Source organism: Kribbella sp. NPDC023972, from assembly GCF_040639075.1.
GTDB lineage: Bacteria > Actinomycetota > Actinomycetes > Propionibacteriales > Kribbellaceae > Kribbella.
Genome location: NZ_JBEZZH010000014.1, coordinates 132,186 through 154,557, shown reverse-complemented (window position 1 = coordinate 154,557; position 22,372 = coordinate 132,186). Strand labels below are relative to the sequence as shown.

Genomic DNA, 22,372 nt, shown 5'->3' with positions numbered 1-22,372 from the left:
GCTCAGCGAAAGTGGTCTCGCAGTTGGGCGAGCCGGCGCCGGACCCACCCGCCGGTGAAGCGAGGGACGGGGTCGGGTTCGACCTCAGGAGCCGGCCCGGTCTCACGCGCCGCCTCGAGGTACCTCGTCAGCAGCTCGCTCTCGGACTGGCGCAGCAGAGCACTCTGCTCGAGCAGTTTGCGTGCCTCCGCGAGGTCCCCGGCGACGACCGCGGCCGACCCCAGATGCTGGAGGCAGCGAGCGCGGCCCTCGCGTTCGTCGATCGCGGCGTACAACTGCTCGGCGTGCTTCCACCAGCGCTCGGCCTCGCGCGGGCTGCGTTGCATCCAGGCGGCGACGCCGTGCAGTTCGAGGGCGTGAGCATGGCCGCTGATGTCTCCCGCGGCGGTGGCGCGGGCAGCCGCCGTCTGGAGATGGTCGAGCGCGGTCTCGGGATCCTGCTGGTACAGGTGCACGATCGCGAGGTTGATGGAGATCGCCACCTCGGCGGCAAGGTCAGGACCCGGTCGGCTCCGCCGCGCGTCGTCCAACCGGTCCCGCGCGTTCAGCACTGCCTCGTCCCGGTCGTCACCGGCCGGTGCATGGTCGGCCCACTGCAGATTCAGCAGGGCCCGGTCCACCTGCCGACGGGTCGTCAGAGCCGCCGCCGTACGACCGTGTGCCGCCCGGTCGTCCGAGTTGCCCAGCCGCTCGCTCGCACTCTGCAGATCACCCATCAGCCGGTACGCCGTCGCGGCTCGGGCTGAAGCGAGTTCCGCCAGGTCACGACGTCCGCTCGCGTCCGCAACGGCTGTCAGGAACTCACTCAGCTCCAGCAGCTCGCCCGGCTCGCACCGGCGCAGGTACCAGACCTCCAACGCGTCACAGATCCGGGCCAAGTCCTCGGCGGTGTCTTCCCGTGGCTTCTCCGTGTGCAGCAACTCCCGGAGCCGCGTCTCGTTCAGGCTGAACCACTCCGCCGCGGCCATTCCGTTGGCACCCGAGCGGAGCGAGACCATCCAGCTCTCCGCTTCCTCAGCGGCCGCGTGGAGCTTCGGAACCGGTACGGCGACCGCACCACCCCGCCGCCAGCGCCGGTACGCACGCAAGGCGAGAGGAACGTCGTAGTACGCCCAGATCAGCGCACAGCCGATGGCCACAGCGAATCCCACGACCCGGATCCAGCCGCCACTGTTGAGACTCTCCGACAGCCGCTCGCCCAGAAGGCCGGTCAGAAGTCCCGACGCGAGCGCGCTGCGGCTGAAGAAGCCACCCCGCCGCCGGTTCTCCTGCGCCTCGACCTTCGGTGTGCGCTCCGGCGCAGGGGTCGTCACGGCCTGCCCCCGACCGTCAGCCCTCGCACGACCCGCTGCCAGTTGGACAGCATCAGTACGACGGGTACGACGGAAGCGACCACACCGGCAGCGGCGACAGTCCCGGCCGATGCGGAGAACTGCCGAGCCTCACCCCACAACACCAGCGACAGCGGCGTCGTGCCAGGACCACTGATCAGGAAGCCCACAATGAAGTCGTTCCACACCAGTGCGAACTCCAACACCGCAACAGCAACCAGTGCGGGCCGATACGTCCGCTGGACAGTCGCCAGTACGGCGCTTTGTCGCGCAGGACCCTGCAGAGCCTCGGACACCAACGCGGGAGGAGCCGACGCGAACGCAGATCGCAACAGCAGTACGGCGAACGGCAGACCAGCAGCCGCATGTACCAAGGCCAGTGCGATCCGCGAGCCGGCCAACCCCGCCGTCCCCATCGCATCCCGCAACGGAGCGGCGTACATCTGCACCGGCGTGACCGCCAGCACCACGAACATGGACGTCACCACACGTCCCAGCCACTGGGGCAGTCCACCCCACGCGACCAGATAGGCAGTCGGCACGGCGATCACCAGCAGTACGGCGGTTGCCGCACCGGCGATCAGCAGAGTCGACAGCAACGCCCGGAACAGGCCTACGTTCGCGGCAGCGGCGAAGGACGAGAACCCGAAGCCCGACAACGACCACCAGCCCCGCAGGCCTGCCTCGCGTGGCGAATGCAATGCGGTGGCAACCAACACCACCGCCGGCAGGATCCACACCAAGCTCACCGCAAAGCCGACAGTCCACCCGATCCGCCGTACTCGCTTGCTGGGTTTCGGCCGACCCAGTGAGGGGTCAGGCGGCACGACAGGCACCGGCATCGCCCAGCGGCGCCGTCGTAGCCCACGTACGCCGACCACCGCGACCGCGGCCACGATCGCGAACAACACCACGCCGTGAGCCGCAGTACGACCAGGATCGTCACCGGTCGTGGTGGCACGCCACCAGTTGAGGCCGAGTACGTCGACGGACCGCTGCATCGGTCCGGGTACGACGATGAGCACCAGGTCGAAGACCCGGACTGCCGCGATGACGAGGGTCAGCGTCACCACACCGGTGATCGGTCGGAGCAGTGGGAGCTCCAGCGAGCGCAGCCGCCGCCAGCCCGTCACCCCCTCGGCGGCGATCGTGCGGCTCACGTCATCCGGGATGGCTTCCAGGCCGGCCCGGAACAACGAGACGACGTACCCGAGCCAGGTCCAGCCGAAGGCGGACACCAGGACGAGCCAGACCAGGCCGGGACCGAGCCAGACCGGGCTCGACCCGAACAGCCGCGCCCACACCGCGGTCAACGTGCCGCGCTCAGGTGCCGGGTCGAAGATCAGCCGGAACGTCGCACCCGACACCAGGACCGACACCGCGAACGGAATCACCAGCGCGGGCTGCAGGAACGCCGTCAGCCCGGGCAACCGGTAACTCACCAGAGCCAGCAGGAACCCCACCACGACCAGCCCGAGGGCGACCGCGACCCAGGCCAGACTGTTGCCTACGGCACGTAATACGTCGGGGTCGCCCATCACCGCGAAGTTGCCGAACCCGAAACCGCTCGGCGTCCGGAACGCCGCGACCACGGTCACCCCGATCGGGATCAGCAGCAGACAGCTCAGCAGCAGGGCCGGCAAGCCCAGCAGGTACGGCGCGGCCGGGCGCAGCGGCTTGCCGGGCACCGGCCGGCCGCTCACCTCGCGGCCGACGACCTCGAGCGACAGACCGTTGCTCTGCAAGCCCATCAGCCCTCCACCTTCCGCAGCTGGGTCATCGCCGCGTCCACCGCGCCGGGTACGACGTCACTGCCCTTGTCGCCGACGCGGACGAGGAAGTCGGTGAGGACTCGCCAGAGCCCGTTGATGTCCCCGATTCGGCCCAGCCGGTCGGACAGGTCGAACTGCAACGACCCAGCAGGCCCGGACAGCTGCTCGGCAAGCCGGGCGAGCTCGGGGGAGTAGCCGTAGTCCCGCCCGTCGACCAGGAACCCGCCCTGCTTGACCCACGGGTCCACCGCAGCCGGTGCGGCGAGTCGTCGTACCAGATCGAGAGCGTCGTCCGACGTGGGCTTCGGGAGCACCATCACGTCACCGCCAACCACCACAGGTGCGGCCGCACCCGGTGTGAGTGCTGGGAACGTGAAGAGACCGACGTCGTCGGGGTCTGCGGCGAAGGAGCGCACGACAGGTTCTGCGAAGTCCGAGGCGAGGACCATGGCGGCTCTGCGGTGACCGAAGACCTCGACCACTGCGTCAGGGAACTGTTGCACGAGCGATCGGTCCACGCCTCCGGCCAGGGTGCCGGGCGCTGACCACATCGTGCCCAGCAGGCGAAGCGCTGCAGCGATCTGCCGCTGACGTGACGGTCGAGGGCTGTCGGCTGTCGCAAGTGCTGCGTAGGCAGCGGGCGCTGTGCCGAGCAGTACGTTCTCGAAGAAGTCGGTGAGCACCCAGCCGTCCCCAGCCGCGAGCGACAACGGCCGTACCCCGGCAGATGACAGTGACCTGTTCACAGCCAACCACTCCGACCAGAGCCGCGGCGGCTGCACGCCGACCTCGCGGAACACCGAGGGGCGGTACCAGACCGCCGACTTGTGCGCCGTCTTGAACGGCACGCCGTACGTCGTCCCGTTGTGCACCAGAAGCTCAGCCCACAGGCGCGCCCGGCCCCGATCGGCAACGTCGTCCGGGATGGGCTCGAGGTCGCGAAGGTGCCGCGGTACCAGTCCGGGCCGGGGCAACATCACGATGTCCGGACGCCGGGCCGAACGCGCGCCGAAGGCGGTCGAGATGTCGTCGCCCAGCGGCACCACCTCCACTGGGTAGTCCAACTCGCCAAGGCCGTCCAGCACGTCGTGGAACGCCCGAAGCTCCTGACCGCTCCAGCTCACCGCAACACGCACACTGCGACGTAGCCCGAGGACATCGCTCGAACAGCCTGCGACAACTAGCGTCGCCGCGGTCCCCAGGAACGCTCGACGACTACGCCGCATCGCCGAAACCCGTCGTACGCTCAAGATCCGTCGTGATGAGCAGCAGTGCGGCGCGGCCGAGTTCGGGGTTGGGTTTGAGGGCCAGCAGCGAGCCCCACGTCGGCAGCCCGCCCGCGTCCTCCAGCACGATCACCCTGGGGTCAGCCCGGAGTGCCCGGGCCACACCGGCCAATCGACGCCGGCCTGGTGTGATCTCGTGCGGGTAGCGGTCAAGTACGTCTTCCAGGCCGCACCATTCGGCTGTCTGGCGGCTGTGCACCTCCGCGGCCTGTCGGGTCACCCGATGAGTGACGGCATGCCCATGGATCACGTTGCCGAGCACAGTCAGGTGTGGGAGCAGACCGCCTTCGGCGGGCACCAGCCGGACCGCACCGCCGGCCTTGACGACCGCACCGTCAGGCGGGTCCTCCAGACCGATCACCAGGTCGGCCAGGCGACGGGCAGCGGCGGCAGTGGGCATCACCAGGGCCCGCTGCTCACCTACCTCGACAAGAACCCGCTCCGGAAGCTCAGGTATTCGTTCGAGCAGCAGTCCGTCCATCCGTGGCTGGCGCCTCCCCAGAAAGCCCATCGACGTGGTCCGTCAACCCTACGGGGATCCCAGGTCCGTCCGCAGCCGTCGCCGCGCGGCGTTTCAGAGCAGTTTCAGAAAGCCGTTCAGAAGGTTCGGCTCCACAGGTTGATCGCGTAGTCGACCTCGGCACCGGGATGGGAGGCGATGATCCGCTCCGCGTCGGCCCGGGGGAACTCGATCCGGACCACCGCCTCGAAGTCGGCGCGGCTCTCGAACCGCCAGCCCATGTCCAGCTGGGTCCGATGCCAGCCGCGGTCGGTCCAGAACCGTTCCACCACCGGCGGTTTGATCCTCGGGTACGCTGCGCTGAACCAGCGCCCGAACGTCGACCGGCTGCCGTCGTTGTCGATCACGAACGCGGTCCCGCCCCGCCGCATCACCCGATCCAGCTCGGCCAGGCCCGGCTCGCAACCCGGGCCGAAGAAGTACGCCCAGCGCGCATGCATCACGTCGATCGACGCATCCGGCACCGGCAACCGCTGCGCCGTACCCTGCCGTACCTCGACCTTCGGGAGATCCCGGGTACGGCGCCGGGCCGCGGAGGCCAGCCTGCCGTGCGGCTCGATGCCGATGACCCGGGCCGCGGTCGCCGCGAACATCGGCAGGTGGAAGCCGGTCCCGCAGCCGATGTCGAGCACCGTCGCCCCGGCCCAGTCCCGGATCGCGCGCATGGCCGGCTCGATCACCCCGTCCGGGTCGACCGCCCGGTTCTCGACCTCGTAGACCTTCGGGTGATGCCAGATGTTGGGACTGGGGATCCCACCTTCCGCGATGCTCACCCTTCCGACCCTACCGGCGTACTCATGAGCTGATCGTTGCCGTTGGCATTGGTTTGGTGGTGGCGGCCATCACGGCGACCGGGATGAGCAGAAGGCCGCAGAGTACGGCGAGCCAGTGGAAGCCGAAGTAGGCGAGGACCGGGCCGGAGGCGGTGCCGGCGATCGAGGCTAGGATGCCCATGGTGAGGTCGGACATGCCCTGCGCCGACGTGCGGATGTCCTCGGGGACGGAGCGGGACAGCAGAGTGGAGCCCGCGACCAGGCAGGCGGACCACCCGAGGCCCAGCAGGAACAGCGCCACCCCGGTCAGGCTGTGCGCGTTGTCAGGGGACAGGGCCGCCAGTGTCATCGCGATGGCCAGGATGCCCAGTCCGATACCGATGGTGGGGATCCGGCCGAGCCGGTCCGCCAGCCAGCCCGTCACCGGAGACAAGGCGAACATGCCGGCCACGTGACCGCTCAGGACGAAGCCGACGATGGTCAGCGACGCGCCGTGGTGCCGCAGATGCACCGACGTCATCGACATGACCCCGATCATCACAGCGTGTGCTGTTGCGATGGCCAGCAGACCCAGGCGGGCGTGCGGGATGGCCATGACCTGGCGGAACGTCGCCGCGAGTGGCTGGCGCTCCAATTTCACCTTGGGTCTGACCTGGTGCAGGCGCCGCAGACCGAACCACACCGTCGCCACACTGATGCCGAAGGCGACCACGGAGAAGAGGTACGGCCCGGCCAGCGCCAGAAGGCCGACCGACGTACCGACCGAGCCGCCGACGCCGGTCAGGTTCGGTCCGATGACCACACCGATCGTGGTGGCCCAGACGACAATGGCCAACGAGCGCGCGACCTTGTCCGGATCGGCCGCGTCCGTCGCGGCGTACCGCGACTGCAGGTTGGACGCCGAGCCGCTCCCGAACAGGCAGCCGGCGAACAACAGCAGGGCCAGCGAGTCCACCTGGGCCGCGACGATGGTGAGCAGCGCACCGGCGAAAGCGATCAGGTAGCCGGTCGTCAACGACATGCGACGCCCGTGCGACCGCGCCAGCCGAGCGAGCGGTACGGCGAGAATCGCAGCGCCCAGAGTGGTCGACGTGACGACCAGGCCGGCCATCGAGGTCGACCCGGAGACGTCCTCCGCCAGCAGACCGGCCACGGCGAACCCACTGGCCGTCGCCACCCCGCCCAACGCGTTACTGGCGACCAAGACCCGCAGGGTCGTCCGTTGCAGATCGGCAGGTCTCTGGTCGGTGGTCATGGGGCCTCCCGGCCTGGACTGAGGAGCGTAGGGAGCGAAGCGACTGGAGCGACGAGGGAAGGCCGGGAGTTGAAGCCCCATGACCCGCCGCGCCGGAGGCGTGGCATCAGTACGGTCACGAACAAACCCTCTCATCAACCTGACCCGGAAGGCAGCTGGATTCGAGGTGTTCGGCAGCGTTCTCAATATTCGAGTTGCGCGCACTTCCGAACATAGACTCCGCCGATTCCCGAATATAGGATCGTCCCGACGTAATTCGACCACTTGGAGTCCGGATGCCCGACATCGCGATCGTCCCTGCCCCGCGCGAGCTCACCGTCACCGAAGGGCAGTGGGTCTGCGAGGACCCGCTGGCCGAGGCGGTCCGGACGGTGGTGGAGAACCTCGGTGAGACGGAGTACCGGATCGATGTGACGCCGGAGGGCGCGCGGCTGTCGGCCGGCTCCGAGGACGCGCTCCGGCACGCCGAGACGACGTACGAGCAGCTGCTGGACGCCGCCGTACCGGCTGAGGACGGGGAGGTCGCCGTCCCGGCGGTGCGGATCGCGGACGCGCCGCGGTTCGGCTGGCGCGGCACGATGCTCGACGTCGCCCGGCACTTCATGCCGAAGGACTTCGTGCTCAAGGTGATCGACGTACTCGCCCTGCACCGGCTGAACGTGCTGCACCTGCACCTCACCGACGACCAGGGCTGGCGGGTCCAGATCGACGCGTACCCGAAGCTCACCGAGGTCGGCGCCTGGCGGCCGCAGACCATGGTCGGCAAGATGTCGCACGAGCAGGCCGAGTTCACCTACGACGGGACGCGGCACGGCGGCTTCTACACCAAGGACGACCTGCGCGAGATCGTCGCGTACGCCGGTGACCGCGGGATCACCGTGGTCCCGGAGATCGACCTGCCCGGTCACATGCAGGCGGCGATCGCGGCGTACCCGGAGCTCGGCAACCACCCGGACCAGCCGATCGGCGTCCGGCAGATCTGGGGGATCAGCGAGGACGTCCTCAACGTCAACGACGCGACGGTCGAGTTCGTCCGGACCGTGCTGCGGGAGGTGCTGGACATCTTCCCGGGGCCGTTCATCCACCTTGGTGGCGACGAGTGCCCGGCGGTGCAGTGGCGGGAGTCGGAGGAGGCGCAGAAGCGGCAGGCCGAGCTCGGGCTGTCCGAGGCGAGCCAGCTGCAGGGCTGGTTCACCGCCCAGGTCTCGTCGGTGCTCGCCGAGGAGGGTCGCCGGCTCGTCGGCTGGGACGAGATGGTCGAGACCGACTGCCCGAGGGACGCGGTCATCATGGCCTGGCGGAGCGCGCAGCGCGGCGAGGTCGCGGCGAAGGCCGGTCACGAGGTCGTGATGGCGCCGTGCGAGTCGGTGTACTTCGACTACTACCAGGCCGACCCGGCCACCGAGCCGCTCGCGATCGGCGGCCACATCCCGCTGGAGAAGGTGTACGACTTCGAGGTGATCCCGCCCGGCCTCAGCGCCGAGGAGGAGGCCCGCATCATCGGCACCCAGTGCCAGATCTGGACCGAGTACATGGAGGGACCCGAGCAGGTCGGCTACATGCTGCTCCCACGCCTGTCCGCCTTCGCCGAACGAGCCTGGGGCTCCCCGAAGACGTCGTACGACGAATTCCTCACCCGCCTCCGCCCCCACCTGACCCGCATCGAACGCATCGGCGTCAACTACCGCCCCCTCGACTGACCGCCCGAACACCCCAAGTCAGCGGGTTGCCCACCGAGCCGGCGGGTCGCCCCTCAAAATCCAAGCGGGCAACCCCCAACCCGAGTGGGCAACCCCCGCACCGAGTGGGCAATCCTCGATCCGAGGGGTTGACCCTTGAGCTGGTGGGTTGCCCCCCCGAAATCTGGGTGGGCAACCCCCGATCTGAGCGGGCAACCCCTGGCGTGGGGGGCCCAGGGGGCGCCTGGTAGTTGTTGCCGCAGTTGCTGAGGCGGTAGCCACTCCTGGGTGAAGGTATTGGGCGGGTGTAGACGGCCTGGGGTGTGACGGCGACGATGAGAGCCGGGAACCCACGTCGGGGCGGGAGGGAACCATGACCGTACTAATGCCACGCCTCCGGCGCGGCGGGTCATGGGGCTGTGACTCCCGCCCTTCCCTCGTCGCTTCAGTCGCTTCGCTCCCTACGCTCCTCAGTCCAGGCCGGGAGGCCCCATGACCGTGGTGGGGCCGCTGGATGCGATGTTCCTGCTCGGGGAGAGCCGGGAGCAGCCCATGCACGTCGGCGGGCTGATGCTGTTCGAGTTGCCCGAGGGGGCCGGGCGGGATGACGTGTTTCCGGAACGTTCGCGGGACTACGTGTCGCGGCTGTACCAGGAGATGGTTGCGGCGCAGTCGGTCCATCCGTTGTTCGCCCGGCGGGTGCGGAACCGGGCGCGCGAGCTCGGCTACTGGTCGTGGGAGCAGGACGACGAGATCGATCTCGAGTACCACGTGCGGTTGTCGGCATTGCCGCGTCCGGGGCGGTACCGCGAGCTGTTCGAGCTGACCAGCCGGCTGCACGGCACGCTGCTCGACCGGCGCCGGCCCCTGTGGGAGATGCATCTGATCGAGGGCGTCGAGGGCCGCCGGTTCGCGCTCTACAGCAAGATCCACCACTCGATGATCGACGGCGTCACCGCCCTCCGCTGGATGCAGGACACGCTGACCACGGACCCGAATCGCACGAGCATGCCGGCCACCTACGCGCTGCCGAGCGACGGTGGTGGAGGAACAGGGTCGGACGGCGGCCCGCCGAGCGCCGCCCAGCTGTTCGCGGCCGTCGGCCGCGCACCAGGCCGGACCCTCGCGGGCGCCGCTCAGGTCGCCGGCGGTGCCGGCCGCGTGCTGGCCGACCTGGCCGGGCTTACGCCGGTCGTGGTGAGGAGCTTGGTCCAGTCGACTGCGCCGTTCCAGGCGCCGCGGACGATGTTCAACCGGCCGATCACCGGCGCGCGGCGGTTCGCCGCGCAGTCGTGGCCGATCGAGCGGCTGGAGAAGGTCCGCGCGATCACCGGCGCGACCCTCAACGACGTGCTGCTGGCGATGTGTTCAGGTGCCTTGCGCAACTATCTGCTCGAGCTGAACGCCCTGCCGGACATGGCGTTGACCGCGATGGTCCCGGTGTCGCTGCGCGGCACCTCCGACGCACCCGGCGGCGGCAACTCGCTGAGCACGCTGATCACCGATCTCGCCACCGACGAGGCGGACCCGGAGCTCCGGATCCGCCGCATCATGGCATCGACCAGCTACGGCAAGGGTGTGCTGTCCGGGCTCACCCCGCTGCAGAACCTGATCATCGGCGCCCTCGGCTTCGGTGTCGCCGGCCCCGCGGCCGTTGTCCCCGGTGTGGCCGGCCGTACGACGCCGCCGTACAACGTGGTCATCTCCAACGTGCCCGGACCGGCGGAGAGCCCGCTGTACTGGAACCGCTCGCGCCTGCTCGGCATGTATCCGGCCTCGATCGTGCTGAACGGCCAGGCGCTCAACATCAGCGTGACCAGCTACGACCAGCACCTGCACTTCGGCCTGATCGGCTGCCGCCGGACCGTCCCACACCTCCAGCGCCTGCTCGTCCACCTCGAGACCTCACTCACCGATCTCGAGAACCTCCACTAGGCCGTGTCTGATGGTCCAGCGCCGTAGGGAGCAGGTGCTCGGTGCGGCGAGGTGCCGTGCCGAGTGCCGCGCAGTAGGCGGGGGACTATCAGACACGGCCTAAGCCGCAAGAAGGGCGTCGATCTGGCTGACGGCCTGTTCCAGGCCCTCGGCCATGCCCATGCCGATCAACTGGTCCATCTGCTCGCGCGAGTCGAAGACCGATTTCAGCTCCATCCGGGTGCCGCCGTCATGCGCACTGAGCTGCACCCGGATCGTGTTGACCGGCATGTTCTCGACGGGCTTGCCGTCGGAGTCCGCGAAGCCGTCGACGAACTCCAGTGACGTGGGCGGGTTCACCGACGTCAATCGCCACCAGCCGCGGTACTTCTCGCCCTCCGGACTGGTCATGTAGTACGTGACCTCGCCGCCCGCGGTCAGGTCGTGATCGATCACGGTCGCCGGGTGCGACGGTGGTCCCCACCAGCGCTCCAGCAGTCGCGGGTTGGCCCACAGCTCCCAGACGCGCTCGGCCGACGCGTCGAAGTCGGCGATCATGGTCAAGGTCAGTGCGTCGAAGTCCTTGTCAACGCTTGTCACGCTCATCGTTCTGGTTCCCCTCTGTCTCGGTGAGCAGCTCCGACATCCGGTCGACCCGCCCGCGCCAGGTCGCCTCGAGCTGGTCGAGTGCCTCGCGCGCCCGCCGTACGGCGTCCACATCGGTGCTCACCAGTTGCTCCCGGCCACTGCGTTGTTTGGTGACGAGCCCGGCCCGCTCGAGGACGGCGACATGTTTCTGCACCGCCGCGAAGCTCATCGGATACGCCTCCGCCAGCCGCGACACCGACGCCTCGTTCACCAGGCACCGTCGCACGATGTCCCGCCGCGTCGAGTCGGCCAGTGCCTGCAGCAGCCGATCGACGACCGTCTCATCTACAACCATTTGGTTGTACGTTAGACGTGCGGACAGACCAGGTCAAGGGGTACGACGGTCTACAGTCGAACCGTGCCGTTCGGCGTCTCGAAAACGGCCGAGACGAGGCCGGGCTGCCCGTTCGGGCGCCAGTCGACGTCCACATCGTCGAGCAGGTGATCGGCGGGGTGGCCGATCCAGTCGGTGACCCGGGCCGGGTCGCCGGCGATCTCCAGCGCGGTCAGTTTGACGCCCTTGCCGCCGATCGACGGGTGCTGGCCGAGGTCGTCCCAGTGCACGAAGAAGGGCAGTTGCGGGTCGGCGATCAGGCCCTTCACGCCGATCTGTCGCCAGGTCAGGTTGACCCCGTCCGGACGGTGCCGGTTGCCGGGCACCGCCTCCCGGCCGAGGCGCTTCTCCATCCGCTCCATGTCGCGGACCGCCACCACCCAGCCGAGCCAGCCACCGCCGAGCTCCTTGCGGGCACGCACCGCCTGGCCGAACGGCGCCTTGTCCGACGCCGGGTGCTCGAGGACGTCGACCACCTCGATGTAGCGGTCGTTCTCCAAGGGCAGGATGTGGTTCACGGTGCCGAACCGTGGGTGAACCCCGCCGTCGACGAACTCCGCGCCCAGCAGCGCGGACAACCGCTCGAGCGTCGCCTCGCACCCGTCGGGCCCGCAGGCGTACGAAAGATGATCAAGACGCATGCCAGTCATTGTGTCCCCCATCACCGACAGTCGCGGATCCGGGGGTGTGTCGGTCCGGCCCGGAGACCCAGCCGACCGCCTGCCGCGCCACCTACGCCGCGGTCAAGACGCCGGTCTAGGCTGAGGAACCATGCGCACAGTCGTCATCGGCGGCACCGGACATATCGGCACCTACCTTGTACCCGAATTGGTGCGGCTCGGGCACGAGGTCGTCGTCCTCAGCCGCGGCGAGCGGTCGCCGTACCAGTCGGACGGCGGCTGGAACCGGGTGCAAATGATCCAAGTGGATCGCGACGCGGAGGATGCGGCCGGCACGTTCGGTACGCGCGTCGCCGAGCTGGAGCCCGAGGTCGTCATCGACCTGATCTGCTTCACCGAGGACAGTGCGCGCCAGTTGGCCGAGGCAGTGCGCGGGAAGATCCAGCATCTGCTGCACTGCGGCACGATCTGGGTGCACGGGGCGAGCGAGTCCGTGCCGACGCGCGAGGACGCGCCACGGCGTCCCTTCGGCGACTACGGCGTCCAGAAGGCGGCGATCGAAAGTTACCTGCTGGACCTCGCGCGCCGCGACGGGTTCCCGGCCACGGTGATCCACCCCGGTCACATCACCGGCCCCGGCTGGATCCCGATCAACCCGGCCGGCAACCTCGACCTCGGCGTCTTCGAGAGGCTCGCCCACGGCCACGACGTACTGCTGCCGAACCTCGGGCTGGAGACGCTCCACCACGTCCACGCCGCCGACGTCGCCGGAGTCTTCCTCGCCGCGATGGCGAACCGCTCGGTCGCGATCGGCGAGAGCTTTCACGCGGTCGCCGATGGTGCGATGACCTTCCGTGGCTACGCCCACGGTGTCGCAACCTGGTTCGGTCAGGAGGCGCGGCTCGGGTTCCTCCCGTTCGGCCAGTGGGAACAGCATGTCTCCCAGCAGGACTACGCGGCGACGCGGGACCACATCATGCACAGTCCGCACTGCTCGATGGAGAAGGCCGCGCGACTGCTCGGTTTCCGCCCGCGCTACACCGCGCTCGAGGCCACCCTGGAAGCGATCAGCTGGCTCGTCGACAACGGGAAGATCACTTAGAGGCCGGGTGCGGCAGCAGCCGGCCGGCCTCCAGGTAGTCACGGCAGTACGTGGCCAGTACGTCGTACGCCTTGTGGCCCATCAGCGTCTGCAACTCGACCTTGCTGGACTCGAACACGGCCTCGACGCCGATGTGCGCCTCGGTGTTGCCGGTGCAGTACCAGTCCAGGTCGTGCCCGCCCGCACCCCAGCCGCGCCGGTCGTACTCCCCGATTCCGACCTCGGTGTACGTCGTACCGTCCGGCCGCTCGACGTCGCGGAAAGTCCGGCGGATCGGGAGCTGCCAGCAGACGTCCGGCTTGGTCTCGACGAAGTGCACACCCTTCTTGAGGGCGAGCCCGTGCAGCGCGCAGCCGCCGCCACCGGGGAAGTCCGGCCGGTTCAGGAAAATGCAGGCGCCTTTCCAGACGCGGGTCTTGCGGTCACCGTCGTCGTCGGTCTCGACCCAGCCGTTCGTCCGGCCCTCCTTGCGGTACTGCCAGTCCTCCTTGGTCAGCTCCTTGACGTAGGCCTTGACCCGTTTCTCGTCGTCGTCGTCGGAGAAGTGTGCGCCGAGGGTGCAGCAGCCGTCGTTCGGCCGGCCCTTGTAGATGCCGCGGCAACCACCACCGAAGATGCAGGTCCAGTTGGACGTCAGCCAGGTCAGGTCGCAACGGAACACCTGATCGGGGTCTTCCGGGTCGGTGAACTCGACCCAGGCGCGGGGAAAATCGAGAGAAACCTCAGGCACCTGAAAAGCGTACGCGCCCTGACCGCCCAAACGTGAACGCCGACTCCAGATAAGCCTGATCCTGTGGCGGTCCAGTAGCGTGAGGGTATGCGGCTCGGCGTACTCGACGTGGGATCCAACACCGTCCACCTGCTCGTGGTGGACGCGCATCGCGGCGCCGCGCCGCTGCCGGCGTACTCGCACAAGACCGAGCTGCGGCTGGCCGAGCACCTGGACAAGGACGGCAAGATCGCGCAGTCCGGCTCCGAGGAGCTGGTGTCGTTCGTCCAGGAGGCGGCCGAGCTGTCCGAGGACAAGGGGTGCGAGTCCTTGCTCGCGTTCGCCACCTCCGCACTGCGCGAGGCGCCGAACGGCGAGAAGGTGCTGGACCGGGTCCGCAAGGAGACCAAGGTCGATCTCCAGGTGCTGACCGGCCAGGACGAGGCCCGGCTGACCTTCCTCGCGGTACGGCGCTGGTTCGGCTGGTCGTCCGGCCGGCTGGCGGTGTTCGACATCGGCGGCGGCTCGCTGGAGATCGCGGCCGGGTCCGACGAGGAGCCGACAATCGCGGTGTCGGTCCCGCTCGGCGCCGGCCGGCTGACCCGCGAGGGACTGACCGCCGACCCGCCGGACAAGGACGAGGTCCGGGCGCTGCGGAAGCGGATCCGGATGGAGATGGCCGCGGTGGCCGGCGACGTACTGCGGGCCGGCCGGCCGCAGCGCTCGGTCGCCACCAGCAAGACGTTCCGGTCACTGGCCCGGATCTGTGGTGCCGCGCCGTCGGACGACGGGCCGTACGTACCGCGTGCGCTGGACCGCGACGACCTGGCCGAGTGGATGCCGAAGCTGATCAAGATGTCCGCCGCCGACCGGGCCGAGCTGCCCGGCGTGTCGGCCGGCCGGTCGTCGCAGCTGGTCGCCGGCGCACTGGTCGCGGACGCGGTGATGGACCTGTTCGACCTGCCCTCGCTCGAGGTCTGTCCGTGGGCGTTGCGGGAAGGTGTCATCCTGTCCCGGCTCGACCAGTTGCAACCCCGATGAAGCACCACCCCTGACGAACCACCGCGAAGGCAGCAGATGAGCACCAGCAAGACCGCCCGGATCGGCCTGTCGACCGCTTCTGTCTACCCCGAGTCGACGGCGAGCGGGTTCGAGCTGGCGGCCCGGCTCGGGTACGACGGGGTCGAGGTGATGGTCGGCATCGACCCGCTGAGCACCCAGATCGACGCGGTCCAGCGGCTGATCGACTACCACCAGCTACCGGTGCTGGCGATTCACGCGCCGTGTTTGCTGATCACGCAGCGGGTCTGGGGCACCGATCCGTGGGAGAAGCTCGAGCGCAGCGCCGAGGCCGCGAAGAACCTCGGCGCCGACGTGGTCGTCGTCCACCCGCCGTTTCGCTGGCAGCGGGACTACGCGCGCGGGTTCGTCGAGGGGATCGCACGGCTGGAGGAAGAGACCGGCGTGATCTTCGCGGTCGAGAACATGTACCCGTGGCGCGCGCCGGGCCGCGGCCTGCAGGCGTACGCGCCGAGCTGGGACCCGACCGAGCAGAGCTACGCGCACACCACCCTCGACCTGTCGCACTCGTCGACCGCCGAGCAGGACTGTGTCGAGCTCGCGGCGACGATGGGCAAGAGCCTGACCCACATCCACCTGACCGACGGCACCGGCTCGGCCAAGGACGAGCACCTGGTGCCCGGTCGCGGTACGCAGCGGGCCGCGGACCTGCTGACCGGGCTGGCGAACCAGGACTTCCGCGGTCACATCATCATCGAGATCAACACCCGCCGCGCGACCAGCCGCTCCGAACGCGAGGTCGACCTGGTCGAGTCGCTCGAGTTCACCCGCAAACACTTCGTCCGCAGCTCCCGGCGGACGTCCTTCGCCGTCACCCCCGAAGGTGAGATCTCGGAGCTCACGAAATGACGCCGTCCGCGACCGGGCGGGGTGCGGCGAAGTCCGCCGGGAACGGCAGGGCGGGGCGGCGGCCGGGTGGACCGGACACCCGCGGGGAGATCCTCCGGGCGGCCCGGAAGTCCTTTGCGGACAAGGGGTTCACGGCCACCTCGATCCGCGGCGTCGCCCGCGAGGCCGGTGTCGACGCCGCGCTCGTGCACCACTACTTCGACAGCAAGGACGAGCTGTTCATCGAGGCGATGGCCATCCCGGTCGATCCGCGCCAGATCGCCGCCCGGATCCTCGACGGTCCGCGCGAGCAGCTCGGCCGGCGGATTGCGACGGTGTTCCTAGGCGTCTGGGAGTCGGCCGACGGGCAGCAGCGGATGAAGGCGATCTTCCGCAGTGTGGTGACCAGCGACGAGGTCGCGCGGATCATGCGTGAGGGCATCACCCAGATGATCATCGCGCCGGTCTCCCGTGCGCTCGACGTACCCGATGCACACCTCCGCGTCAGCCTGGTCGCGACCCACCTCATCGGTGTCGCGCTGGCCCGCTATCTGGTCGAGCTCGAACCAGTCGCGTCCACTGACCTGGCCACCCTGATCGACCGCCTGGCCCCGGTCCTCCAACACCACCTCACCGGCTGATGCAGCTCCCGACCCATCGCGAGATCCGCGACCTGCACCGCGAGCACGCGCCGACGCGCGAGGCCTTCGAGTCCGTCCACACCCACTGCGAACTCGTCTGCCAGATCGCCGAACAGTTCCTGTCCCGCGTGGATGTCGACGGCGACCTCGTTCGCGTCGGCGCCTTGCTGCACGACATCGGCGTCTACCGTCTCTACACGCCGGCCGGTGTCCTCGATACGGCCGGCTATGTCCGGCACGGCGTACTCGGGCATGAACTCCTGCAAGCCTCGGCTTCCCGGACGAGATCAGCCGGTTCTGCTCCCGGCACACCGGCGTCGGCATCACGCGTGACGACGTACGCCGCCAATCGCTGCCGATCCCGGTCGACGACTACGTCCCCGGCTCGCCCGAGGAGGAGCTCGTCCTGTACGCCGACAAGTTCCACAGCAAGCGCACCCCGCCGGTGTTCGTGTCCGGCGACTCGTACGCCGAGGCAGTCGGCCGGTGGGGTGCGGACAAGGTCGCCACGTTCGGACAGCTCCGGCAGCGGTACGGCGACCCGGACCTGACACCGCTCACCGACGCCACTGGGTACGCGCTGATCTGAACCCGTCGAACACGCACTGCGCAACCTCGCTCAACTCGTTGCCAGGATCGGAGCCCGGCAGGTCAACCGACTAACCTCCTCCCGGTTCGCGGGTGCGCCGTACCCGGTACGCCGGTAGGCCGGTGGCCGTGCCGTGGAGCGTTTGGTTGTGGGTGCTGTGGTGGTGGGTGCTTGGCAGGGCGGCTGTGGTGGTGGGTGGTTGGTAAGGCGGCTGTGGGGTCGCCTGCTGGGGTAGGACAACTGTGGGGCGCGGCTCCGGGCTGCTTGAGGGTGCCAGGGAAGGACGCAGCTATCCCGGAGCAGCTCACCCGAGTGGTCGCAGTCCAGGTGTGGATGCGGGGAGCCGGTGTGGAGCGGCCAGCTCTTTGGCCATCTGGATGGGTTGGCTGTCCGTGATTCCGGTGACTGGGCGATTTCGTCCGCATGCTGGTCAAGACCGGGCACCACCCGGGGCCTTGAACACCTTCTGGGGTCCTCACACAGGCATAACGTGTCCCCGGTCCCCAGTTCCTGTTCAAGCCCCCGGCCACTGGCTCTCGGATCCCGGGATGCGGACGAAACCGGCCACATGCCGGGCAAATCGCCCACCCGGTGCGTCCCACTGGCGGGTGATGTCACCGCTGGCGGGTTGCAGCACGCCAGCGGTGACATAACCCGCCAGTCGCACCCCCACCGCCCCGAGACGCAAGGCGCACCCCGGCCGAATGACCGCAGTGCGTCACCTGCGGACGCGCTGGTGGCGTGATCCCTCCGTAGATCATCAGACCCGATCTCGCCAAATCCCCATCCACAGGCCCTCACTGAACCCGCCCTGGGTTGCAACCACTCGGGTGAGAAGTACCAATGGTGGCTCAGCGGGCGAGCGCCTCCACGGGGCCGTATCCGGGGAGCCGATCTCCGCGGCCTATCTCCTGTCCTTCGGTCCTTCACCCAGTTGCCAACCCACCTCCTGCGCGCTAAATTCATCACATGATGAAAAACGCGGTGAGTTGCCGGGATGTCGTGGTGGTACGCGGCGACCGGGAGGTCCTGCACGGGGTCGGGTTCGATCTCCGGGCGGGGACCGTGACCGGACTGCTCGGGCCCTCCGGTTGCGGCAAGACCACGCTGATCAGGGCGATCGTCGGGCTCCAGGCCAAGGTCACCGGCGACATCGCCGTACTCGGTCTGCCCGCCGGAGCGGCCAAGCTGCGCGGCCGGATCGGGTACGTCACCCAGGAGCCGAGCGTGTACGGCGACCTGAGCGTCGCCGAGAACCTCCGCTTCTTCGCCGCCGTCCAGGGTGTGCCGGCCGACGATGTGGATCGCGTCATCGACGCGGTGGATCTGCGCAGTCATGCCGACGCGCGCGTCGACCGCTTGTCCGGCGGTCAGCGCTCGCGGGCCTCACTCGCCGCGGCGCTCCTCGGCGATCCGGAACTCCTTGTCCTCGACGAACCGACCGTCGGCCTCGACCCGGTGCTCCGGCGCGACCTGTGGAAACTCTTCCACGAGCTCGCCGACGCCGGCGCGACGCTGCTGGTCTCCAGTCACGTCATGGACGAGGCCTCGCGCTGCGATCGCCTGCTGCTGATGCGCGACGGTGACCTGCTCGCCGACGACACCCCGCAAGCCCTGCTCGACTCGATCGGTGCCAGTGACATCGAGCAGGTGTTCCTCACTCTCATCGAACGGAAGGCAGGTGCGCGATGACACCGCGAGTCACCTTCGCCGTCGCCGCGCGAGTCCTCGCCCAGTTGCGGCGCGACCACCGCACAGTGGCCATGCTGATCGTGCTGCCGGCCTTGCTGGTCAGCCTGATGTGGTGGATGTTCACCGACTCACCGGCCACCTTCGACCGCGTCGGCGGACCGCTGCTCGCGGTCTTCCCGTCCATCATCATGTTCGTCGTCACCTCGGTCGCGACCCTGCGCGAACGGTCCACCGGCACACTGGCCCGGCTCTTCACGATGCCGATGGGCAAGCTCGACTTCCTGCTCGGCTACGCGTTGGCGTTCGCTCTGATCGCCGTCGTCCAAGCCCTCGTGGTGGTGTCGATCGCTTTGTACGCATTGGATCTGGACATCCGCGGTGACGCGTGGCAGCTCGGCTTGGTCGCCGTACTGGACGGAGTCCTGGGTACGGCGCTCGGCCTGTTCGCGAGCGCTTTCGCCGCAACCGAGTTCCAGGCGGTCCAGATGATGCCGGCCGTGATGATCCCGCAGATCCTGCTCTGCGGTTTGCTCGTCCCGCGCGATCAGCTCCCCGGTGTGCTGCACGCGATCAGCGACGTCCTCCCGCTGTCGTACGCCGTCGACGCGGTCACAGGTGTTGCCATCGGCAACGGCTTCGGCGCGGGGGCGGGGGTCGACGCGCTGGTGGTCATCGCCTTCATCCTGGGCGCTCTGGGCCTCGGCGCGGCAACGTTGAGACGCCGTACAGCGTAGGTCCATTCTCATGAGCTGGTCGCCCGGGTCGAACGCGTACTGCGCTGGGTAAGAGGCATGCCGGCGATCCGCCGGCATGCCTGCCTGGTCGTCCATCTCGACACCCGGCGAGGTGCCCGGTGTCAGTGAGAGATGACCTTGACGACCTTGCCGGCGGCGTCGTACGCCGTGAGCTTAGGCCTCGTCACCGTGTCGCCGGGTCTCGGGCTCAGCCAGCTGAAGGCGAACCAGCCCTCGGTGACCGGGACTTCATGGGCCGGACCGGGACCCAGTTCGAGCCGGACCTTGGTTGCCGTCGACGACACCCGCCCCCAGCCGGTGTAGCGGTAGTTGCCGGTGCACGGCGTCCCGGGGCAGTACCCGCCGCCACCACCGCCCGCTTCGAACAGGTCCGCGGGCCGGGTGCCCTTGGGGGGAGGTGGTATGGAGTCGCTGGGGCCCAGCGAGTTCAAGGTCAGGAACTGTGCGTCCCCACCGGCCGCGGCAGCACCCAGTGGTCTCGGCGCAAGCTCGCAGGCGACTGCCTTCCGCCCGGATGGCGAGATCGCCACGAGCATCGTTGTCGCGAGGCGCTTCGACTGGTCCGACGCCACCACCCGCCACCCGGTCAGGTCGGTCCACAGTTGCACCGAGCAGTTGCGCAGCTGGCCGGCAGTGCTCGTCGGCACCGGATCCCTCGTGGTCGCGGCGACCAGCGCCGCCGATGGCTTGTCCCCGCCGGGAATCGTGCACGCCGCGTACTTCTCACCGATCTTGATGTCGTACATCGTCGTACGTCCGGCCTGGTAGCTGCCCATGCGCTTGAGTGGCTTCGTGTACTGCGGATACCGCAGCGCGCAGCGCCGCGTCGCCTCTTCCATTGTCAGTGTCTGGCCGGCGCCGGCCTCCCCGCGAGGAACGCCGGGCACCGGCTCGAACATCGACACCTGGCCTTGATCGCCCGCGACTTCCGGCTGCTTCCCGGCCACGTCGAGACTGGGCAACAGGCTTGCCGCCAGCGCGATCACAGCCACCCCGCCGATCGCGGCACCTGCCGTGAGTACTGTGCGCCGCCGCCTCCCGCGGTGACCGCGAGCCAGCAGCTTCGCAGTGTCCAACGGGTCCATCGCCTCCGCTTCGGCCAGCCTTTGTAGTTCCGCCCGGATCTCGCGTACGTCGTCCATCGTGTTCCCCTTCACAGCGCCCGGCTCGTTCGCCGCGCCTGGTCGATCGCCTGCCGGAGAGTGTTGAGGCCCCGAGCCGCCTGGCTTTTCACCGTGCCCTCGGAACAGCCGAGGATCTCCGCGGTCTGCTCGACGGACAGGTCCTCGTAGTACCTCAGAACCACGCAGGCACGTTGCCGTGGCGCGAGCCCGCGGAGTGCCTCGAGGACTTCGTTGCGCTCAGCGTGTCCGGCGGCGAAGTCGTCGCGGTCCAGCTGGTCCGGTACGTCGCCGATCGAAACCTCTCGGCGCCACGGCCGCCGGCCACCGTCGTGGGCCGCGTTGACGACCATGCGGCGGGCGTACCCGAACGGGTTCCCCACCCGCCGCACCTTCGGCCAGGACAAGTACAGCTTGTAGAGCGCGTCCTGGACGATGTCGTCCGCCCGGTGCCGGTCGCCGCTGACCAAGAAGGCCGTCCGCCGCAGCGACGCACCGGCCACCTCGACGAACTCGACGAACTCCCGGTCCCGATCCGCCATCTCGTCCTCCCACTCCTCATGTCCCCCTCAAGACGAAACCGGCGGCACCTCAGGTTGCACCCAACGCCGGTCCATCCCGCCGGGTCGAGCGGGCGTGGGGAGCACAAGCACGTGGTGTAATCGGACCAGTGGGGCCGGTGGTGTGGTGCTGGACACAGGATTAGGGGGCGTCTGGTTCAGGCGCGTAACCTGCTGACACCACTGGCATATGGGGCCGGGTGAGTTGATGAGGAGGAACACGTAGTGCTTCGGCGAGTCCTGCTGGGCATGTCCCGCAGCCCCCTGATGAAGAAGGCCGTCTCGTCGCTTCCGGTGTCCAGTGGCATCGTCGCGCGGTTCGTGGCCGGCGAGACCGCTCCGGAGGCTGTGCTGGCCACCGAGAAGCTGGTCAGCAACGGCCTGAACGTCACGCTCGACCGCCTCGGTGAGGACGTCACCGACCTGGCCGCCGCGTCCGCCACCGTGGATGCGTACCTGGAACTGCTCCGCCAGCTGTCCGACGCCGGGCTGACCAGGAACGCCGAGGTCTCGGTGAAGCTGTCCGCGGTCGGCCAGGCGCTGCCCGGCGACGGCGAGAAGATCGCGCTGGAGAACGCCCGGACCATTTGCCTCGCGGCCCGCAACGCCGGTACGACGGTCACCCTCGACATGGAGGACCACACCACCACCGACTCCACGCTGAGCATCCTGCGCGAGCTGCGGCAGGACTTCCCGGAGACCGGTGCGGTGCTGCAGGCCTACCTGCGCCGGACCGAGGCCGACTGCCGCGACCTCGCGTACGCCGGCTCCCGGGTTCGCCTCTGCAAGGGCGCGTACAAGGAGCCGGAGTCGGTCGCGTTCCAGGACAAGCGGACCGTGGACAAGGCGTACGTCCGGGCGATGAAGATCCTGATGAACGGGGCCGGCTACCCGATGATCGCCTCGCACGACCCGCGGCTGATCGCGATCGCCGGCTCGCTCGCCGACCGCGCGAACCGCCGGCCGGGCAGCTACGAGTACCAGATGCTCTTCGGCATCCGCCCCGAGGAACAGCTCCGGCTGGCCTCGCTGGGCCACACCGTCCGCGTCTACATCCCGTACGGCGAGGACTGGTACGGCTACCTGGTTCGCCGCCTGGCCGAGCGCCCCGCCAACCTCCAGTTCTTCGCCCGCTCGCTGATCAGCAAGAAGTAGTACGCGGC

The 22,372-nt window shown here is 68.9% G+C and carries 22 protein-coding genes and 1 pseudogene; 11 read left to right on the top strand and 12 right to left on the bottom strand.

Translation table 11 applies throughout. The features are described from left to right. Positions 1-2: 2 nt before the first annotated feature. The 6 genes from AB0F43_RS35965 to AB0F43_RS35940 form a co-directional block, all read right to left on the bottom strand. The gene (locus AB0F43_RS35965; RefSeq protein WP_360487590.1) at positions 3-1,313 is read right to left on the bottom strand and encodes a hypothetical protein; all 1,311 of its coding nucleotides are present in this window, start codon (positions 1,311-1,313) and stop codon (positions 3-5) included. Next, a complete protein-coding gene (locus AB0F43_RS35960) occupies positions 1,310-3,082 on the bottom strand; it encodes an ABC transporter permease subunit (RefSeq protein WP_360487587.1) in 1,773 nt (590 codons plus the stop codon). Before AB0F43_RS35960 ends, AB0F43_RS35965 begins: the two co-directional genes overlap by 4 nt. After that, positions 3,082-4,227, bottom strand: a complete 1,146-nt coding sequence (locus tag AB0F43_RS35955) for an ABC transporter substrate-binding protein (protein WP_360487584.1) — start codon at positions 4,225-4,227, stop codon at positions 3,082-3,084. Before AB0F43_RS35955 ends, AB0F43_RS35960 begins: the two co-directional genes overlap by 1 nt. A 91-nt stretch (positions 4,228-4,318) precedes the next feature. Next, a complete protein-coding gene (locus AB0F43_RS35950; protein WP_360487581.1) occupies positions 4,319-4,870 on the bottom strand; it encodes a hypothetical protein in 552 nt (183 codons plus the stop codon). 116 nt (positions 4,871-4,986) lie between these two features. Continuing rightward, on the bottom strand, positions 4,987-5,682 hold the full coding sequence (locus tag AB0F43_RS35945; RefSeq protein ID WP_360487579.1) for a class I SAM-dependent methyltransferase: 696 nt from the start codon (positions 5,680-5,682) through the stop codon (positions 4,987-4,989). A 22-nt stretch (positions 5,683-5,704) separates the two neighbouring features. Next, a complete protein-coding gene (locus AB0F43_RS35940) occupies positions 5,705-6,937 on the bottom strand; it encodes an MFS transporter (RefSeq protein ID WP_360487576.1) in 1,233 nt (410 codons plus the stop codon). Positions 6,938-7,212: 275 nt separating this feature from the next. Here AB0F43_RS35940 and AB0F43_RS35935 point away from each other — a divergent pair, with 275 nt between their 5' ends. Together AB0F43_RS35935 and AB0F43_RS35930 are read left to right on the top strand one after the other, a co-directional pair. Beyond that, positions 7,213-8,637: a beta-N-acetylhexosaminidase gene (locus AB0F43_RS35935; RefSeq protein ID WP_360487573.1), complete on the top strand. Its 1,425-nt coding sequence runs from the start codon at positions 7,213-7,215 to the stop codon at positions 8,635-8,637. 471 nt (positions 8,638-9,108) lie between these two features. After that, on the top strand, positions 9,109-10,551 hold the full coding sequence (locus AB0F43_RS35930) for a wax ester/triacylglycerol synthase family O-acyltransferase (protein ID WP_360487571.1): 1,443 nt from the start codon (positions 9,109-9,111) through the stop codon (positions 10,549-10,551). Between the two features lie 99 nt (positions 10,552-10,650). Here the strand turns inward: AB0F43_RS35930 and AB0F43_RS35925 are convergent, their stop codons facing one another. From AB0F43_RS35925 to AB0F43_RS35915, 3 genes are read right to left on the bottom strand one after another with little or no spacing between them, the layout of a single operon-like run. Then, positions 10,651-11,136 (bottom strand): SRPBCC domain-containing protein, encoded by a 486-nt coding sequence (locus AB0F43_RS35925; RefSeq protein WP_360487568.1) that lies wholly within the window; start codon positions 11,134-11,136, stop codon positions 10,651-10,653. Continuing rightward, the gene (locus tag AB0F43_RS35920; protein WP_360487565.1) at positions 11,117-11,473 is read right to left on the bottom strand and encodes a metalloregulator ArsR/SmtB family transcription factor; all 357 of its coding nucleotides are present in this window, start codon (positions 11,471-11,473) and stop codon (positions 11,117-11,119) included. Before AB0F43_RS35920 ends, AB0F43_RS35925 begins: the two co-directional genes overlap by 20 nt. Positions 11,474-11,523: 50 nt before the next feature. Further along, positions 11,524-12,153, bottom strand: a complete 630-nt coding sequence (locus tag AB0F43_RS35915) for a VOC family protein (protein ID WP_360487562.1) — start codon at positions 12,151-12,153, stop codon at positions 11,524-11,526. Positions 12,154-12,283: 130 nt separating this feature from the next. Here AB0F43_RS35915 and AB0F43_RS35910 point away from each other — a divergent pair, with 130 nt between their 5' ends. After that, on the top strand, positions 12,284-13,234 hold the full coding sequence (locus tag AB0F43_RS35910) for an NAD-dependent epimerase/dehydratase family protein (RefSeq protein ID WP_360487559.1): 951 nt from the start codon (positions 12,284-12,286) through the stop codon (positions 13,232-13,234). Here the strand turns inward: AB0F43_RS35910 and AB0F43_RS35905 are convergent. Next, entirely contained in the window at positions 13,227-13,964 is a 738-nt protein-coding gene (locus tag AB0F43_RS35905; RefSeq protein ID WP_360487557.1) for a hypothetical protein, read from the bottom strand. The genes AB0F43_RS35910 and AB0F43_RS35905 overlap by 8 nt on opposite strands. Positions 13,965-14,051: 87 nt before the next feature. Between AB0F43_RS35905 and AB0F43_RS35900 the strand changes: the two genes are divergently transcribed. The 7 genes and pseudogenes from AB0F43_RS35900 to AB0F43_RS35870 all read left to right on the top strand — a co-directional run bounded on the left by AB0F43_RS35900 (position 14,052) and on the right by AB0F43_RS35870 (position 19,507). Next, entirely contained in the window at positions 14,052-14,984 is a 933-nt protein-coding gene (locus AB0F43_RS35900; RefSeq protein WP_360487554.1) for a Ppx/GppA phosphatase family protein, read from the top strand. Positions 14,985-15,020: 36 nt separating this feature from the next. Continuing rightward, positions 15,021-15,872, top strand: a complete 852-nt coding sequence (locus tag AB0F43_RS35895; RefSeq protein WP_360487551.1) for a sugar phosphate isomerase/epimerase family protein — start codon at positions 15,021-15,023, stop codon at positions 15,870-15,872. Continuing rightward, positions 15,869-16,492: a TetR family transcriptional regulator gene (locus tag AB0F43_RS35890; RefSeq protein WP_360487548.1), complete on the top strand. Its 624-nt coding sequence runs from the start codon at positions 15,869-15,871 to the stop codon at positions 16,490-16,492. Before AB0F43_RS35895 ends, AB0F43_RS35890 begins: the two co-directional genes overlap by 4 nt. After that, a pseudogene (locus AB0F43_RS35885) lies at positions 16,492-16,716 on the top strand (HDIG domain-containing metalloprotein); the annotation flags it as partial. The gene AB0F43_RS35890 and the pseudogene AB0F43_RS35885, both read left to right, overlap by 1 nt. 227 nt (positions 16,717-16,943) lie before the next feature. Beyond that, positions 16,944-17,081, top strand: coding sequence for a hypothetical protein (locus tag AB0F43_RS35880; protein WP_360487622.1), 138 nt, complete (start codon positions 16,944-16,946; stop codon positions 17,079-17,081). Positions 17,082-18,050: 969 nt separating this feature from the next. Continuing rightward, positions 18,051-18,773 carry an ABC transporter ATP-binding protein gene (locus tag AB0F43_RS35875; RefSeq protein WP_360487545.1) on the top strand — a complete coding sequence of 241 codons (723 nt, stop codon included), beginning with the start codon at positions 18,051-18,053 and terminating at the stop codon, positions 18,771-18,773. After that, positions 18,770-19,507, top strand: a complete 738-nt coding sequence (locus AB0F43_RS35870; RefSeq protein ID WP_360487542.1) for an ABC transporter permease — start codon at positions 18,770-18,772, stop codon at positions 19,505-19,507. Before AB0F43_RS35875 ends, AB0F43_RS35870 begins: the two co-directional genes overlap by 4 nt. 122 nt (positions 19,508-19,629) lie before the next feature. Here AB0F43_RS35870 and AB0F43_RS35865 read toward each other — a convergent pair whose 3' ends face one another. Both AB0F43_RS35865 and AB0F43_RS35860 read right to left on the bottom strand, forming a co-directional pair. Next, a complete protein-coding gene (locus tag AB0F43_RS35865; RefSeq protein ID WP_360487539.1) occupies positions 19,630-20,670 on the bottom strand; it encodes a hypothetical protein in 1,041 nt (346 codons plus the stop codon). Positions 20,671-20,681: 11 nt separating this feature from the next. After that, complete coding sequence (locus tag AB0F43_RS35860; RefSeq protein ID WP_360487536.1) at positions 20,682-21,191, bottom strand: SigE family RNA polymerase sigma factor; 510 nt, start codon at positions 21,189-21,191, stop codon at positions 20,682-20,684. A 243-nt stretch (positions 21,192-21,434) separates the two neighbouring features. Here AB0F43_RS35860 and AB0F43_RS35855 point away from each other — a divergent pair, with 243 nt between their 5' ends. After that, positions 21,435-22,364: a proline dehydrogenase family protein gene (locus AB0F43_RS35855; RefSeq protein ID WP_360487533.1), complete on the top strand. Its 930-nt coding sequence runs from the start codon at positions 21,435-21,437 to the stop codon at positions 22,362-22,364. Positions 22,365-22,372: the final 8 nt, after the last annotated feature.